This is a genomic window from Campylobacter sp. BCW_6468 (assembly GCF_001762865.1).
Lineage (GTDB): Bacteria > Campylobacterota > Campylobacteria > Campylobacterales > Campylobacteraceae > Campylobacter_D > Campylobacter_D jejuni.
On the sequence record NZ_MJXQ01000043.1, the window covers coordinates 68,678 to 83,636 of the forward strand.

Annotated in this window: 13 protein-coding genes and 1 pseudogene; 2 read left to right on the forward strand and 12 right to left on the reverse strand. The window is 28.9% G+C overall.

Annotation, left to right across the window (positions count from 1 at the left end; genetic code table 11):
* The first annotated feature begins 81 nt into the window (after positions 1 to 81).
* Together fliL and acpS are read left to right on the forward strand one after the other, a co-directional pair.
* Positions 82 to 618, forward strand: a complete 537-nt coding sequence (fliL, locus tag AJ889_RS08945; RefSeq protein ID WP_002780442.1) for a flagellar basal body-associated protein FliL — start codon at positions 82 to 84, stop codon at positions 616 to 618.
* Positions 618 to 965 carry a holo-ACP synthase gene (gene acpS, locus AJ889_RS08950; protein ID WP_002780441.1) on the forward strand — a complete coding sequence of 116 codons (348 nt, stop codon included), beginning with the start codon at positions 618 to 620 and terminating at the stop codon, positions 963 to 965. The genes fliL and acpS overlap by 1 nt, the downstream gene beginning before the upstream one ends.
* Here the strand turns inward: acpS and AJ889_RS08955 are convergent, their stop codons facing one another.
* From AJ889_RS08955 to AJ889_RS09010, 12 genes and pseudogenes are all read right to left on the reverse strand, one after another.
* Complete coding sequence (locus AJ889_RS08955) at positions 966 to 1,385, reverse strand: hypothetical protein (protein WP_002780440.1); 420 nt, start codon at positions 1,383 to 1,385, stop codon at positions 966 to 968.
* Complete coding sequence (locus AJ889_RS08960) at positions 1,382 to 2,743, reverse strand: cytochrome P450 (protein ID WP_002934898.1); 1,362 nt, start codon at positions 2,741 to 2,743, stop codon at positions 1,382 to 1,384. The genes AJ889_RS08955 and AJ889_RS08960 overlap by 4 nt, the downstream gene beginning before the upstream one ends.
* The gene (locus AJ889_RS08965; RefSeq protein ID WP_002860382.1) at positions 2,740 to 3,861 is read right to left on the reverse strand and encodes a hypothetical protein; all 1,122 of its coding nucleotides are present in this window, start codon (positions 3,859 to 3,861) and stop codon (positions 2,740 to 2,742) included. Before AJ889_RS08965 ends, AJ889_RS08960 begins: the two co-directional genes overlap by 4 nt.
* A 72-nt stretch (positions 3,862 to 3,933) precedes the next feature.
* On the reverse strand, positions 3,934 to 5,118 hold the full coding sequence (gene kpsS / locus AJ889_RS08970) for a capsule polysaccharide modification protein KpsS (protein WP_002868491.1): 1,185 nt from the start codon (positions 5,116 to 5,118) through the stop codon (positions 3,934 to 3,936).
* On the reverse strand, positions 5,115 to 7,184 hold the full coding sequence (locus AJ889_RS08975) for a capsular polysaccharide biosynthesis protein (protein ID WP_002934899.1): 2,070 nt from the start codon (positions 7,182 to 7,184) through the stop codon (positions 5,115 to 5,117). Before AJ889_RS08975 ends, kpsS begins: the two co-directional genes overlap by 4 nt.
* Positions 7,181 to 7,693, reverse strand: coding sequence for a cytidine diphosphoramidate kinase (locus AJ889_RS08980; RefSeq protein WP_002934900.1), 513 nt, complete (start codon positions 7,691 to 7,693; stop codon positions 7,181 to 7,183). The genes AJ889_RS08975 and AJ889_RS08980 overlap by 4 nt, the downstream gene beginning before the upstream one ends.
* On the reverse strand, positions 7,683 to 8,444 hold the full coding sequence (locus AJ889_RS08985; RefSeq protein WP_052797116.1) for a CTP:phosphoglutamine cytidylyltransferase: 762 nt from the start codon (positions 8,442 to 8,444) through the stop codon (positions 7,683 to 7,685). The genes AJ889_RS08980 and AJ889_RS08985 overlap by 11 nt, the downstream gene beginning before the upstream one ends.
* Before the next feature lies 1 nt (position 8,445).
* On the reverse strand, positions 8,446 to 9,048 hold the full coding sequence (locus AJ889_RS08990) for a gamma-glutamyl-CDP-amidate hydrolase (RefSeq protein WP_002934904.1): 603 nt from the start codon (positions 9,046 to 9,048) through the stop codon (positions 8,446 to 8,448).
* The gene (locus tag AJ889_RS08995) at positions 9,039 to 11,378 is read right to left on the reverse strand and encodes a PEP-utilizing enzyme (protein WP_002934905.1); all 2,340 of its coding nucleotides are present in this window, start codon (positions 11,376 to 11,378) and stop codon (positions 9,039 to 9,041) included. Before AJ889_RS08995 ends, AJ889_RS08990 begins: the two co-directional genes overlap by 10 nt.
* Positions 11,379 to 11,392: 14 nt before the next feature.
* Complete coding sequence (locus tag AJ889_RS09000) at positions 11,393 to 12,154, reverse strand: class I SAM-dependent methyltransferase (protein WP_002857976.1); 762 nt, start codon at positions 12,152 to 12,154, stop codon at positions 11,393 to 11,395.
* 52 nt (positions 12,155 to 12,206) lie between these two features.
* Positions 12,207 to 12,979: pseudogene (locus AJ889_RS09005) on the reverse strand (class I SAM-dependent methyltransferase).
* Positions 12,980 to 13,045: 66 nt separating this feature from the next.
* Positions 13,046 to 14,884, reverse strand: a complete 1,839-nt coding sequence (locus AJ889_RS09010) for a DUF2972 domain-containing protein (RefSeq protein WP_070293366.1) — start codon at positions 14,882 to 14,884, stop codon at positions 13,046 to 13,048.
* Between the last annotated feature and the right edge of the window lie 75 nt (positions 14,885 to 14,959).

Consider the following 14,959-nt stretch of genomic DNA (forward strand, 5'->3'; position numbering starts at 1 on the left):
TCGTTTTTCTAAAGCAAATTTGGATAGAAAAGAAATTTTTGCTACAATTTTACATTAATTTCACTAAATGAAGGAAAATTTATGGATGAAGAATTAGAAAACGAAGAAACGAAAAAGAAAAAAGGCGGTTCACTTGTAATTATTATTGTTATTTTACTTTTTGTTTTACTTCTTAGTATTATGGGAGTAATTGCTTGGCTTATTTCAAGCAGTTCAAGTGATGAAAGTGAAGTCAAAGAAGCTCCAAAAGAAGAGGCAAAAGCCGATAAACCTAAAGTTTCAGCTCCTGCTCAGCGAGGTAGTGATTTTGCTAATATAGGTCCTATGTATCCACTTGATCCTTTTACCCTAAATTTACTTAGCGATAGCGGCTCAAGATATGTAAAATGCACTATAGAACTAGAACAAAATAGCGAACTTTTAAAACCTGAACTTGATAAAAAAGTCCCAGTCATTCGTGATATTATTATTCGTACATTAACAGCTAAAACTTTTGAAGAAGTAAGTACACAAAAAGGCAAAGAACGTTTAAAAGATGAGCTAGTTGGAAAAATCAATGAAATTTTAACCGATGGCTTTATTAAAAATGTTTATTTTACGGATTTTGTAGTTTCTTAATGCGTGTAGGCTGTGATATCATCGCCATTTCTAGAATAGAAAAAATTCATTCTAGACATGGCAAAAATTTTTTGGATAAATTTCTAAGCCCAAAAGAACAAATACTCATTAAAAATCCAGCAACTCTAGCAGGTCTTTGGGCTGCTAAAGAAGCCGCTAGCAAGGCTTTGGGTGTTGGAATTTGTGAATTATGCAGTTTTTTTGATATTGAAATATCAAAAGATGAAAAAAACGCGCCTAAATTAAAATATTCTCAAAAAATTACAAAAGATTTTAATATCACTCAAACTTCCCTAAGTATTTCTCATGATAATGGTTTTGCTATAGCCATAGTGGCTGTAGTTTGATTATTTTCCTATAGTTTGCTTGTCTAAATTTCTTGAAAGTATGAAATCCACCACAGGTTGTTCTCTTTTGTTTGCTCTTTTACAATGATCTTTTTGAAAAAAATCTGTGATTTTTATAACAATCCTTGCCCATTTTTTGCGATTTCTTTCACGCCACGCATGAGAAGAAACGCTCTCCCAAGCATAGCCATTAAACAAGCTTGCATTTACAAAATGATCTAAGGCTCTAACACCCTGTCTTGCTCGTGCGGTATTAAAAAAAATTCCTATAATCACGATAAAAAGATATCCTAAAACTGCTAAAGGTACTATTGCACAAAGCAGAATAGTCCCTGCTAATTTTTCTTTTAAGCTTCCTTTTAAAGTGCGTTTTACACGACGACGAAAATTGGCGCGAATTTTAGTTCTAACTCTTTTCATAGCTTTCTTTTGCTAAATTTTATCCTCATACCATTAGCCGAACGCACTGTTAAACGCCCTACTACATCAGGTACAAAACCTTCTTCAAGTTCTAGTTTGTAAGTTTTTAAAATATTAGCCAAAATCAAAATCGCTTCTTGCATAGCAAAACCTTGTCCTATACAAATTCTTTCCCCTGCCCCAAAAGGCAAATAAGCATCTTTTTTGTACTCTCCTTCAAAACGAGAAGGATTAAATCCATGCGGATTTGTCCAAAATTCTTCATGTCTGTGTATCAGCCAAGGAGCAATCACCACCCCAGAACCTTTTTTAATAAGCTTATCTCTAACTTGGGTATCTTTTTTTGCCTCTCTTGCAAAAAACCCAACAGGAGGATAAAGTCTTAAAGATTCTTTAAAAATATTTGTTAAGTATTTAAACTGTCTTAGATGCGAAATTTCAACGACTCCACCCTGTAAAACCTGAGTAATCTCCTCGTAAGCTTTTTCTTGCTCCTTAGGATAAAGACTAAGCAAATAAAGCGTCCATGTCAAAGAACTTGCTGTGGTTTCATGTCCTGCTAAAAAAAGCATAGCCACTTGATCTAAAATTTCCTCAAAAGAAAAACGCTTATTTGTATCAGCATCCACTACTAAAAGCAAAGATCCTAAAATATCTTCAAATTCTGCATTATCTGCCATATCATATCTTGGTTTTATGATATCACTTAAAACCTGTCTGATCACATCTCCGGCTTTAGCACGCTTACGATCTCCTAGCACATAAGAAAGCCATTTTGGAAAACGAAACATACGACGCATGGCTGTATGCACGCTTTGCTCTTGAAAAGTCACAAAGGCGTTTAAGATTTTTTTACCTTTTCCCTCATCGAGTTTTGAAGACATAATGGTGCGAAAAATCACATCAGCGGTAATAAAAGTCATAGCTTCATCTACTTCGATAACAGCATGATTTGGATACTTGCCAAAACGATCCATCATATCTGCCACAGCTTCACTCATAAGATTAAACACTTTATTGATACGAGTCATTTCAAAACTTGGACGCAAAAGTTCTCTTTGTTTTTTCCAAACTTCACCATTTGTAGTAAAAATACTCTCCCCTAAAAGCGGACTTAAAAGCTCATGTAAAAATGCACTTTTAGGAAATTCTCTAACCTTATCAACCATCATTCTTTTAACTTCTTTAGTATCATTTATGACATAAAGATCAAAATTTGGCATCTTCACATAGCCTGTTTGCATTTTATAACTACGCTCATAAAGCCCGTCAAGCCAAGATCTACGCTTTAACAAAAAAGTTAAGAGCGTAGAAGCTTTATTTTTATAAGGTTTTGGAAAAAAGGGGCATTCACTCATATTTTTACCTTTTCTTCTAAAAATTTAGGCATTATGATGAAAGAAAAAAAATCATAATCACCTTTAACACTAATACTATAAAGATATAAAAAGTGCGCTTTGTTTTTATCTCTTTTTATTTTTTTATACTCATGTTTTTCATATAAAGTGTGAAATTTAGCACTTAAAAATGGAGGTGTAAATTTAGCATTTACGCCACTCGTGCGGAAAAAATCCACTTGAGGAAAACATGCTCCATCAATAATCGATGTGTAATCATACCATTTTAAATCAAACCTTGAAACAAATTCAAGCTTCTTTCTAAATTCATCCGCTTTTTTTTGATAACTCACTAAAGGAATGCATTCTCCTAAAGTAAGAATTTTTAATTTACGAAGTAAAGATAAATCTAAATTTTGTCTTAAAATACACTCCAAAACTTCTATACAAACTATAGTTCCAACACTATGTGCTACTAAAACAAGTTCATAATCTTGTTTATTTTCATTTTGTTTTAGCTTATCTACTATGGTATTTGCAAAAAGCTTGATTCTTTCTTGCATAGTGCCTGTTTTTTTATCTTGCCAAGTAGCACAAAAAGCACAAATTCTTGCTATCCAAAATACAGCTAATTTCTTACCTAATTTAAATAAAAAATGATTTAGTAAAAATCCTAAAAAACATCCTATGATGATAGCTAAAGAAAAATGCATATAATTTTGCAAAAAAGCAAAACTTCCAAAAGCCAAAACCAAAGAAAATAGTAAAGAAAATAACACATAAAAAAAAGGATAATAACCTGTGATAAGTTGATAAATCGACTCTTTGCCAAATTTGATAAAAAGCCCTGTGATAGTATAAATTCTAAAAAAACTATAACAATCTGCCAAAGCATCTTTATAATTTTCTGACCAATTTTTCTTAACAATATCATTCCATGTTAAAAAATGATATTTAGTTTGTACTCCTTCGCAAGAAATTTGAAAAAAAGGAAATTGCTCATTTTTTTCAATTTTACTTAAATCAACTTTAATGCTAAAAGCATGAGAATAATCTTTTAGGTTTTTTTTAAATAAATCATAATAAAATCTATAACTTTTAGGATCATATCCTGCTATATAAAATACTTCCCTATCCATACAATAATTTCTTTTTGCTTTTAATTATAACAACTTTGCTTTAAAAGCTCTCTTAATCAAAGCTTTTTAGTCTTATTTGTCTAAAAAGAAATTTTTATAAAAATTGCCGTTGAATTGATTAGTTTGTAAAAGATATTTTTTAAAATTACATACCAAAACAGGATTGGGTTTATAAGCATGAGCTTCACGCCAAAAAAATTGAAGTTTTTTTGGATAAGATAAGCCTTCAAAATCATAAAAAGCATTGCCACAAACCTTAGTCGGACAGCCTTCTAAAATAGCACTAAGGCCTACTGTTGAATTTATAGTAATACAACCCAAAGCCTTTCTTAAAAGAACTGGCAAGTGGGTATCATGAACATATAAAACCCTTCCTTCTACATGATATTTTTGACTTAAATCATTTATGAGTTTAGAATAATTCTTATAGCCCCTATCCATGGGATGGTGTTTAAAAACTAGATAAGATTTAGCTCTTGCATGGTTTGCAAAAGAAAGTATGGTTTCCTCTATAAAGTGCTCTATGCTTTTTTTGTAATGATATTTAATTTGCGTATCGCTATAAACTTGTAAAATCGCCAAAAAGTACTTTTTTTCTAAATTATAAATCTTTTCATTTAGTTTTTTTTCTGTAATCTTATAAAGATACTTTCTATACAATGATCTAAACCAAAATAAAAATTCAAAAGGATATAAAGTGCGATGATGAAGTTTGTTGTTAAAAAATGGAGCCAAAATAAAAGCAAACAACCAATACAAAAAAGCATCAAAAGCCATAAATTTAAATCCACCTGGAATTTCTTTTATACTTTCTTTGGTAAAAATATTTTGAGAAAGATAAAAATTTTTATCACGCGGTAAAGAAGAATTTGCATTCACCCCATCTTTTTCCAAAGTAATACAATAAGGCCTTAAATATCCTTCTTCAAAAATCCATATTTCAATTCCTAATTCTTTAGCCACTTTAATAGCCTTAGCATGTATAATGCGACAATCATTATACATTAAAATAGCATCGATTTTTTTATTTTGAAAAAAATCTCTATAGAAATTTTCAAGATCTTTTTCATCACACTTACACCTCGTTCCACTAGGATAGAAAAAAAAATCTCCGCCGTTAAAATTGAGTTTAAAAACTTTGGTTTGGTTTTTTTTCATTTTCATTGCAAGATGATGAAAAAAATTTCCCACAGGTCCTTGCAAGAGTAAAACATTTTTACCGCTAAATTCTTTTTTAATTTTAGTGCTAAATCTCATTTCTTTGCTAAAAATTCATAAAATCTTCTTATTTTTCTAAGCATAAAAGTTTTAAAATCTATTGCCAATTTTATATATTTTTTTGAAAAATAAGCTTTTTGTAAATTTAGCATTATATCTAAACAAACTTCAATTTCACATAAAGTTTTTGTTTTAGGATTTATATATCTTGGATATATGATCAAAGCACCTGCTACAAGCTCTTCTAGGCTTAGTTTTCTTGTTCTTCTTTCGCATCTATATTTATCTTTTGTTAAACCCCAGCCCGCATAAAAAGGCATGCCATAAGTAAAAACTTTTTTAGCTCTTAAAAGAGCATCAAAACCACTTGTAGAAGTAATAGTGTGAATTTCATCAGCAATTTTTATAGCGCTATCAATACTGCAATCTTTTACAATCTCATCACAAAATTCCAAGATGAGTGTTTCATCTTTTAAACCTACACGGTTGCCGCTTAACACATCAGGATGGGGTTTAAAGATGATATAAGCATCTTGATTTTTAGAACGCACCTCCTTAAGCAAATCAAGAGTAGATAAGCCAAAACCCCCTAAAATCATCGAAGCATCATCTTCAACTTGAGCAGGGATTAAAATAATCTTTTGTCCTATTTTGGCATTGATTTTTAAGTCTTCATGCTTTAAGCCATTGTATTTTGAAAAGCGGTTCTCAAGTAAGATTTTTATAATATTTTTTGCCCTATTTAGCATATTTTCATCAAAAATTTCGTTTTGCAAAAGCTCTTCTAATTTACTTGCTTTATTTGGATCTATGTAAAGTCCTTTATCATCAACGATTAAAGAAAAAGGGCGCGTAAGATCAGAACCTAAAGAGATTGAGCGAATAAATCCATCTTCAACTAAAGAAATTTTGGGAGTAAAATGGAGCAAATTCTCATCTTGCGCTTTTTTTATAAGAGTAGTTTTAAGAGCGTTATAATCTATCCTTTTACCCCAAATGAAAAATTTATCATTTTCTTTAAGTTTATATCTAGCTAAAGATTTTAAAGAATTTAAAAAAATAATTTTATTATCTTTGGCCTTAAAAAAAGGCTTGATAAAATGCCTTTTCCATAAGGTAAAACCTAACATAAAAAGCTTGTTAGAATTTACCTTTTCTATATCTTTATATTTTGCTAAAGTTTGAATAGTATCAAAAATATTACTTTTTTGATTTAAATAAGGATTAAAATACTCGCTATAAAGTATATAAGCAGCATAGAAAACTTCTTCTAAACTTCTTTTTTGCATCCTTCTTTTACACTCTAATTTATCTTTTGTTAGACCCCAACCTGCATAAAAAGGCATACCATAACAAATACACTCACATTCTTGCATCAAAGCTTCAAAACCCATACCAGAAGTTTTGGTATAAACCTTATCAAAAAACTCAAGTAAGGCTATGGGATTAAAATTTTCAGTAATTAAAATACATTCTTTAGGTAAGGAATTTATATCTAAATCACTTTGTTTTTTACCGCTTAAAACATCAGGATGGATTTTTATATAAATTTTAGATTTAGGATTTTCTTTTATGGCATCTTTTATCATATCGACGGTTTTAAAACCTTTAGCAAGCCCAAATTCAAGCGAGGCATCATTGGCCGTTTGGGTGATGATTAAAACCCTTTTTTCATCTTTTTGAAAATAATCATCTGGAATATCGAGATTGTTATTATACTTGCTAATTTTATATTTTTTGATAAGCTCTATAGCTTTTTTAGCTTGCTTGATTTCTTCATCTTTAAATTCATAAGTATTTAAAAGATTTTCAAGCTTTGAAGGTGCTGTTGCATCATAATAAATGCCTATATCATCTTTAACCATAGAAAAACTTGGGCTATTTTCAACCCCTAAGTTTAATGAGCGGATAAATCCATCTTCTAAAAGTATGAATTTAGCCTTATATTTTTTAGCTAAATTCATAGCTTTTAAACCTGATTTTTTGCGTCCCCAACCAAAGAAAAGATCATCTTTTTTGATTTTTAAATTTTTCTTATACAAAGAAATAGTATAAAAATTTCTAGCATTAGCAATAAGTTTTTTTGATATTGAGTAATGCTTCACAATGCCAATTTCTTTATTATAAGTTCAACTTTTTCTTCTAAATTATTTCGACAAGAATTATCAATCACTAAATCAGCCTCTGGTTTATCAAATTCTATATCAACACCAACTACATTATCAATTTCTTTATTTAAAGCCTTAGTATAAAGCCCTTTTTGATCTCTTTGCATTAATTCATGCATATCGCATTCTATATAAATTTCATAATAATTTTTTAATTGCTTTCTATTGTAATCATAAATCTCATTAAACATTGAAATCGTAGTGACAATAACTATCATACCTTGATCGTTTAAAAATTTTGCAAATTTAGCTCTTTTCAAAGCCATATCTATGCGACCTTGTCTATCGTATGCATAATGTCCTAATATTTCTCTTAACTCATCTCCATCGAGATAAATAAGATTTTTATATTTTAGCTTTAATTTTTCATACAAAGCTTGACCTATAGTTGTTTTTCCGCTTCCAGCTAAACCAGTAAGCCAAATAATATAAGGACTATTTATCAATTTGCACCTCTAAATCACTCATAAAATCAATTTCACACCAATTGCCATCAATTTCCACTGCTTTTGCGTTGTTGTATTTTTCAATTAAAGCTTGTAAAAAACTTGTCATGTACATATTTTCAAAATTTTTATTATCATATAAAATATCTCGATCAAGCATTTCATAAAAAGCAATAACTTCGGAAAGAAATTGATAAGAAAATTTAAAAAGTCCTATATATTGAGCTTCTATCTCATCATAGGCATTAGCTTTTTTTCCAAGTTCTATAATATAACCATTTGTCATCTTTAATGTTTCAGCATCTTCTAAAGGATTTGCAAAGCGTTTGCTCCAAAGCTTACGCCAAGACTTATCAACTACTATAGCAAGTTCTTCTTTGGCATTTATAAGCTTTTGCACACAATCTTGAAAATAAACAATATCCGCATAAGAAATAATCAAATCTTGTTTTTCTTCGATGCATTTTAACATAAAATCTTTAGCGCAAAAAAAAGTATGAACCATATTGGTTTTATCATATTTTGAATTAATAAAAAAATGCTCAATATCATATTTATTAAGATAATTTTTTAGCACATCGTTTAAATATCCACCCACAACAGCTATTTCATTTATACCTGCTGATTTTAAAGCTTCGATTTCATAATCTATGATTTTTTTATTCTTATACTCAACCATACACTTTGGTTGATCTTTTGTTAAAGGCATCAGCCTTGATCCAAAACCTGCTGCTAAGATAATTGCATTCATATTATTCCTTGATTAAACTAAACCACTCTCTTAAAATTTGAATATTATTAAGCCCATTTTCTCTTTCAATATGCCACATTATACCAAAAATATTTTCATACTTATGCTTAAAAGCTTCTATGGTATTATCTTTTGCTAAGCAAAGTTCTACAAGATCTTCGCCTAATTTTTCAATAGCAAAATTATGAAAAGAATTACTTATAAATTTTTCTTTTGAGAAAAATACTTCATGTTTACCTATATGATTTTCACAAGGACTTATATGGCTGTTAAAATAATGAGCTATCATCTGAGCTCCTCTGCAAATTCCTAAAAGTGGTATTTTTTCTTTTAAACAAATTTCTATAACTTGCTTTTCGTATAAATCTCTCTTTTTAGATAAAACATTAGGACTATAAAAACTTAAATCATTGCCACCGCTTAATATCACAGCTTTTATTAGATGTTTATAATGAGAAAAATCTATTTCATAGCTAAGAGGAAGAGGAGTAAAATTTTTAAATAAATCTTTATTAAATAATTTTCCCCAATCCAAAGCCAAACATTCTCTTTCTTCATGATAACTTTCGTTGCAAATAAGCCTTTGAGTAATACCTATAAACAAAATATTTGCTCACTTTCACATTCTATATTTATTTTTTTAGCTTTTAAATATTTTTCAAAATTTTCTTCTCCAACTCCTATAACAGCAGGCATTCCAAGTTCTGAGGCACGAATGGCCATATGTGAATTAGCACCCCCATAACATGTAATAAGTCCTGCTATATTTTTTGTAAATAAATAATCATATCCAGGATCTGCTGCATAAATTAAAACAATCTTTCCTTCTAAATCTTTATCATTTTCTTTCGCCGTAAATGCAGTGATGCTCTTTTGTGTAATGAAATTTGGAATAATACTATGATTATAAAAAGAAAAAATTTCATCGGCATTGCAAAGCAAAGAAGGAAGTTTTATAGCTTGTGTAAGTTCATATTCTTTTTTATTGCGATTAATTTCTTCTACAAACTGCTCTTTTGGATTTATAGAATAAAGACTAGAATAAAGATTTAAAATGCTTTTTATATCAAGATGAGCCAAATCTTCTTTTTCAATACCATAATATTTGCCTAATTCTTCTATATAAACTATAGCCTTAGAAAGCAATCTAGTAAATTCAAATTTTACCAATTCTCTACCTTCAATAGCTTGTTTTAAAAAATCAAAAAATTCACAAGCACTAATTTCTAGTCCATGTTCTCTAAGTAAAGCATTTAAAGCTTTTGTCTTTTCTTCTGAAAAAACAAAAGCTTTATCTTGTAAATAAACTTTACTATCTTTTTGATCCACATCAAAATAAAGTTCAAAATCTTCATCATATCTTGGAGATAAAATATTATAAGTTCCTGCTCTTAAATGTCCAAAATCTTTTAAAAATTGATCTTTGTTGTGAAAATTAAGATGGTTTGTTTGTTTGCTTAAATTTTTGCTCACTGTATTGAGTGAATTTAAAAAATCATCTTTTTCCTCTTTGGTTATAAAATCAATCTCAACTAAAGAATTTAAAAGTTGCATTGCTACAAATGCAGCCCTAGCCACCCCAGCAAAAGGCAAGGTTCCATAACGCTTGCATTCTTCAATAAGCCAATAAATTTTATCAATTAAAGAAAAATTAGAATTAATAATGCCATCATATCTTTCTTTTAGCTTATAAGCTTTTTGTATGTCTTTTAAATAAAACCCTGATCTAGGATTAATAATCTTATTTGTAAGTTCTAATAATGAAAATTCTAATCTTTTGATTTCATTTTCATTAAAACCATGATTTAAAAGTTCTTCTAATTTTTTAGAACTATTAAAGTCATAACAAGAATAAACAATATTAAATTCAATCTTATCGTGCAATTCATGATTTTTATTAAGCTTATCTAAGTAAAAATTGACAAGTTTTTGTGCAATATTTTCATCTAATTTTTTTGATATAAAAGAATTAAAAGATAATCTTACATCCACATAAGGAATGCCTAAAAAAGAATGGATTAAAGGATGGGATCTTAGATCTCTATAACCATAATTATCTCTTTGATACGCCCAGATATTATCCGTAATGATTTCTTTATATAAACTAAAAGCTAAACGCTTAGGTCTTAACCCTATGATTTCAGCTGGATTCCAATCAGGCATTACCCCAAAAATAGCTTTATCTCCCAAAACTCTAGATCTTGATTCTTTTAAAGACTCAAAACGTTTATAAAATCTATATAAAGCTTCTTTTGGTAAAGAATGAAATAAATTATTTTTTTCATGCATAACCAAAGGACGCACTTGTAAGCAAAAAAGTTCTTCCTTATCATCTTGAATAGCAAATGCAAATTCAACATCTAAAAAATGACAATCATATAAAACTTCTAATTCTTTTATAAGTTCTATAATTTTTTGAAGTCTAATATCTTTAAATTCTAAATAATTTCTGTAATGATAGTAAGTTTTTGCACTCTTACTGCTTCCATCTGTAATAGAGCTATTTGAACCATTTTCATCATATTGAAGACAAAAATAAGGGGAAAAATTATCCTTATCAACACTAAAACCAACTCCACAAAGAGTAATGTTTTCAAGCATAGGTTGAACTAAAATTTCATCACTTTTTGATGGCATAGAATTGGCAACTTCATATAAAGCTTTTAATAACTCATCTTTAGAATCAGCTTTAATATTTGCCAAAGAAAGAAAAGCACCTGCATTGGAGTTTTTCATGCTATCTTCACTTAAAGAAGAACTTCTTATAATGAGTCTATTAGCCTTTAAGGTTTGAATGTCCTGTAAAACTTTATCTTCATTTGATATTAATTCTTCAAGCGAAGTTAAAACCAAAGGTAGAACTTTTGCTTTTTTTAATTTTGTTTGTAAATTTTTTAAATTTTGTGCTTTGGTTTTAAATTTTAACTCCGCCATGTTTTTCCTTAGTTTTATATTTTTTTAGCACTCCAACAACGAGTGGTATATTTTATGCTAAATTCCTTAGGAAGTCTTTGTGAAATTTTATTACTAATTTTATTAAAAAGTTCATTTCCTTCATCAGTCTCCAAATCCCAGTAAGGATTTTTAACACTCTTCCATGCATTAATATAATTTTCAATGCTTTGATGAAAATAAAAATCCTCTTCAATATAAACAATATTATCAAAAAGATCCTTTCGACTCTCTATAATTGGTCTTTGATCTTCTCTTCTTGTTCCCCTTGTATAATTTGGTACAAATTCTACAATAGTATCTTCAGCTATTTTTTGCACAGGATCGTTTAAATCCCTGTGATTCCACATACAAGAAAAATATCCCTCTGATTTTAATAAGCGATGCGCTTCCTCTAAGGCTTCATTTCTATCCATTACATTAAAACTACTACCAAAAGTCACCCAATCAAATTCACTATTTTGGAGTGTTGAGTTTAAGCCTGTTGCTCTAACCCAGTCAATCTTTTGATCCTTGGTTCTTTCTATCCCGATCTCACGCATCGCATCATTTGGTTCTACAGATACTACCTTACATCCTCTTTCTAAAAGCATAATGCTTAAATTTCCAGTTCCTGCACCGATATCAGCGACTTTAATATCTTTTTTTCCAACTAAGCTAATAAGCATATCTATAGTTTTTGGAGCATAATTTGGTCTATAGCTATAAAATTTAGCATGCTTGGTATAATCCCACACTTGTTCTACTAGTTTTTGCATTTTATTTCCTTTTTTTCATCTTTGACAAGCTTGATGAAAAAAAGGAGGTATTTTATGCTTTTCTAGCTGTCCATGCTCTTATTTTATAAGGAATCTCTATACTTTGCATATGAGAAATTTTAGCTTCTATCATCTCTAAAATTTCCTTCCATCTTTTTTCACCTGCTTGTGCTTGTATATCATTTACAGAATGCCAAGCTCCAAGATAACGCTCTTTATCCCAAAACTCTTTATAGTCACACTCCATAAAAAAGCAGTCTATGAAATCTCCTGTTGAAACAAGAATTTCTTCCCATTTTTTAACATTTTGAGTGCCACTGCTTACACGAGCAAGATCTGGAACAATATGTTTAATCTCCTTTTCAATTTCATCAAAAACCGAACCCTCTACAATGTGGCGAGGATTCCAAATCGCAGTAAAATACCCCCCCCTGTCAATATACGATTAAATTCTGGGAGAGATTTTTTAGGATCTGTCCAATGGAAAGAACTAGCCATGATGACCCAATCAGCTTGATTATTGCTCATGCAGGTTTCTTCGCCACTCCCTTTATGCCAAGAAATATTTGATAAATTTTGTGTAAATTTTTGCCCTTCTTCACGCATATTATCGTTTGGTTCCACAGCACTAATTTGGCATCCAAACATTTCTCCCAACATCTTAGTAAGTTTTCCAGTTCCAGCTCCTACTTCAACAATATTTAAATCTTTTAAATTTTTATTTTTATCATTGATACAAGCTACAAGTTTTTCAAGTAAAAACGGACTATAAGCAGGTCTATTGTGATAATGTTTTGCAACTTTTGTAAAATCCCCTTGTTTCATATTCATTCCTTTTTCTAAATTAAAACATAATTATATCTTTTTTTTATTAATTTACAAATCTTTCTCCTAAATATCACCATCCAACTCCTTGCACATTTTTTCAAATTCTTGGTAATATTTCCAAGAAGCTACTATATCTGGACGATGTTGTTTAATATAAACCAATTCTTCATCCAAGATATTTTTAGCACTTACTCTAGCATTTTTATTATTATATAAATGTCTCAAAACATCTTCAACTTTAAGCATCAAATCTTCTTCTATTTGAATTCTATTTTTTAATTCATAAGCAAAATTCCGAAGATAATCTATTACTTGCTTATAAAAAATACTATCATTTTTTAATTTATTATAATCTTGCTTATCAATATAAAAACCCACTGAACTATCCATATCTAAAATACTAAGCTCAGAATATAAATTAAATAAGTTATTATCATTTTGAAAAAAATTAATATTAATTATCAAACTATTGTTTTTATTAATCTTTTTATTCGGAATATTTGTATTTAAGTCTTCTTTATTTAAATACAAAGTCAAAGGCAATAGAAAATATAAATTTCCTTTAAAGTAACTTTTTGTTACAAACTCTTTATCGTTAATCTTAATTTGTTTCAAATTAAATTTATTTGATAGATAATTTAATGTGTGAATAGTTTCTTCACCTCTTATCTTTGAGATATCTAAATAAAAACAATCATTAAATTTATCAAAACATTCGATTAAAGATTTCCATAAAAACGATTGCGGCTTTTGTCCTTCCAAAGTATTAGGCAAATTATAATTATATACTTCTACTTCCGTTATGATATCATTAAATTGATAACTCAAATCAAATTCTTTTGTTTTGGCTAAATTATTTCCCCATTTTCTACCATAAGCATGTTTAATCAATTCTATAGGATCCCTTATCTGAAATAGAATAGGAGTTATTTTTTGAAAAGATGAAAATAATTTATCTCTTTTATGCTGATTGCCATACCATGATGGGTCTATATCATTTATAGTAATAATATTTCTTTTATCTTTTAATTCTAACAATTTATTATAAAATTTATAATAACGGATATCCCCGTCTCCTCCACAAAAATAATCCAATATATTAATTTTAAACAAATGATAAAAAAATTGACCTAAAGTAAACGCGCCAGCACCATGGCTAAAAAACCACATAAACTCATAATTGGGCGGTAAAGGCAAATTCATCTTCCAAGCAAGTTCAGCAGGTATGTTATGATAATTGATTTTTTCATTTTCATCATTAAGTTTTTTAGGATCAAGTAATGAAGGATAAGGATGGTTTTCTTTTTTATATTTTTCTTTGAAATCATCTGATAATAACCATTCTTCTATAAGATCGAAATTTTTTATAAAATAATTAAAGTTGTGAAAGATATTATCTAGTATAGGTTGATAATCTTGATGTGTTTTTAAGATATTTTTTATTCTTGGAAATTCTTTTAGGAATAATTGTTTATTATCTTGAATAGCTTTTAAAGCTTCACCATTTAATTCTTTAAATTCTTTTAGAATTTCTCTAAAAATTTGAAATTCTTTATTTGCTTTTTTAATATTATTTTTTAATTTAAATCCACCTCCTTTATACCAATTCTGATAAGCCTTAATTAAAACTTCACCTATCATGTAAGATAAATGGAATTTACATCTTAAAGCTTCATTATAATCAGAACATGTTTCTAAACTTGGGTATTTAAGTTGGGGAAAGACTTGTATGATTTGTTGATAAATTTTTTGTTCTTTTTTATGTTGTTTTTTGATTTTATAGAGTTTTTTAAATAATGCTATATACCCCCCCCCGTTATGTCTATGTTCTATCACAGTTTGACCTAGTTTATAAGCTAAATGGTTTTTTACTCTTTCTATGGCTGAATTTGGGTTAAGCATGGGTTTTTCCTTTAAAATAAATCAATCAAAAAAACAAGAAATAATTATATTCAATTATTGATTAGAAAATGATAA

Excerpts from the sequence above, each read along its gene's own strand:
- AJ889_RS08985 (WP_052797116.1), bottom strand. The coding sequence starts at position 8,444 with ATGAATGCAATTATCTTAGCAGCAGGTTTTGGATCAAGGCTGATGCCT.
- AJ889_RS09000 (WP_002857976.1), bottom strand. The coding sequence starts at position 12,154 with ATGCAAAAACTAGTAGAACAAGTGTGGGATTATACCAAGCATGCTAAA.
- AJ889_RS09010 (WP_070293366.1), bottom strand. The coding sequence starts at position 14,884 with ATGCTTAACCCAAATTCAGCCATAGAAAGAGTAAAAAACCATTTAGCT.
- AJ889_RS08960 (WP_002934898.1), bottom strand. The coding sequence starts at position 2,743 with ATGAGTGAATGCCCCTTTTTTCCAAAACCTTATAAAAATAAAGCTTCT.
- fliL (WP_002780442.1), top strand. The coding sequence starts at position 82 with ATGGATGAAGAATTAGAAAACGAAGAAACGAAAAAGAAAAAAGGCGGT.
- AJ889_RS08965 (WP_002860382.1), bottom strand. The coding sequence starts at position 3,861 with ATGGATAGGGAAGTATTTTATATAGCAGGATATGATCCTAAAAGTTAT.
- AJ889_RS08955 (WP_002780440.1), bottom strand. The coding sequence starts at position 1,385 with ATGAAAAGAGTTAGAACTAAAATTCGCGCCAATTTTCGTCGTCGTGTA.
- kpsS (WP_002868491.1), bottom strand. The coding sequence starts at position 5,118 with ATGAGATTTAGCACTAAAATTAAAAAAGAATTTAGCGGTAAAAATGTT.
- acpS (WP_002780441.1), top strand. The coding sequence starts at position 618 with ATGCGTGTAGGCTGTGATATCATCGCCATTTCTAGAATAGAAAAAATT.
- AJ889_RS08995 (WP_002934905.1), bottom strand. The coding sequence starts at position 11,378 with ATGGCGGAGTTAAAATTTAAAACCAAAGCACAAAATTTAAAAAATTTA.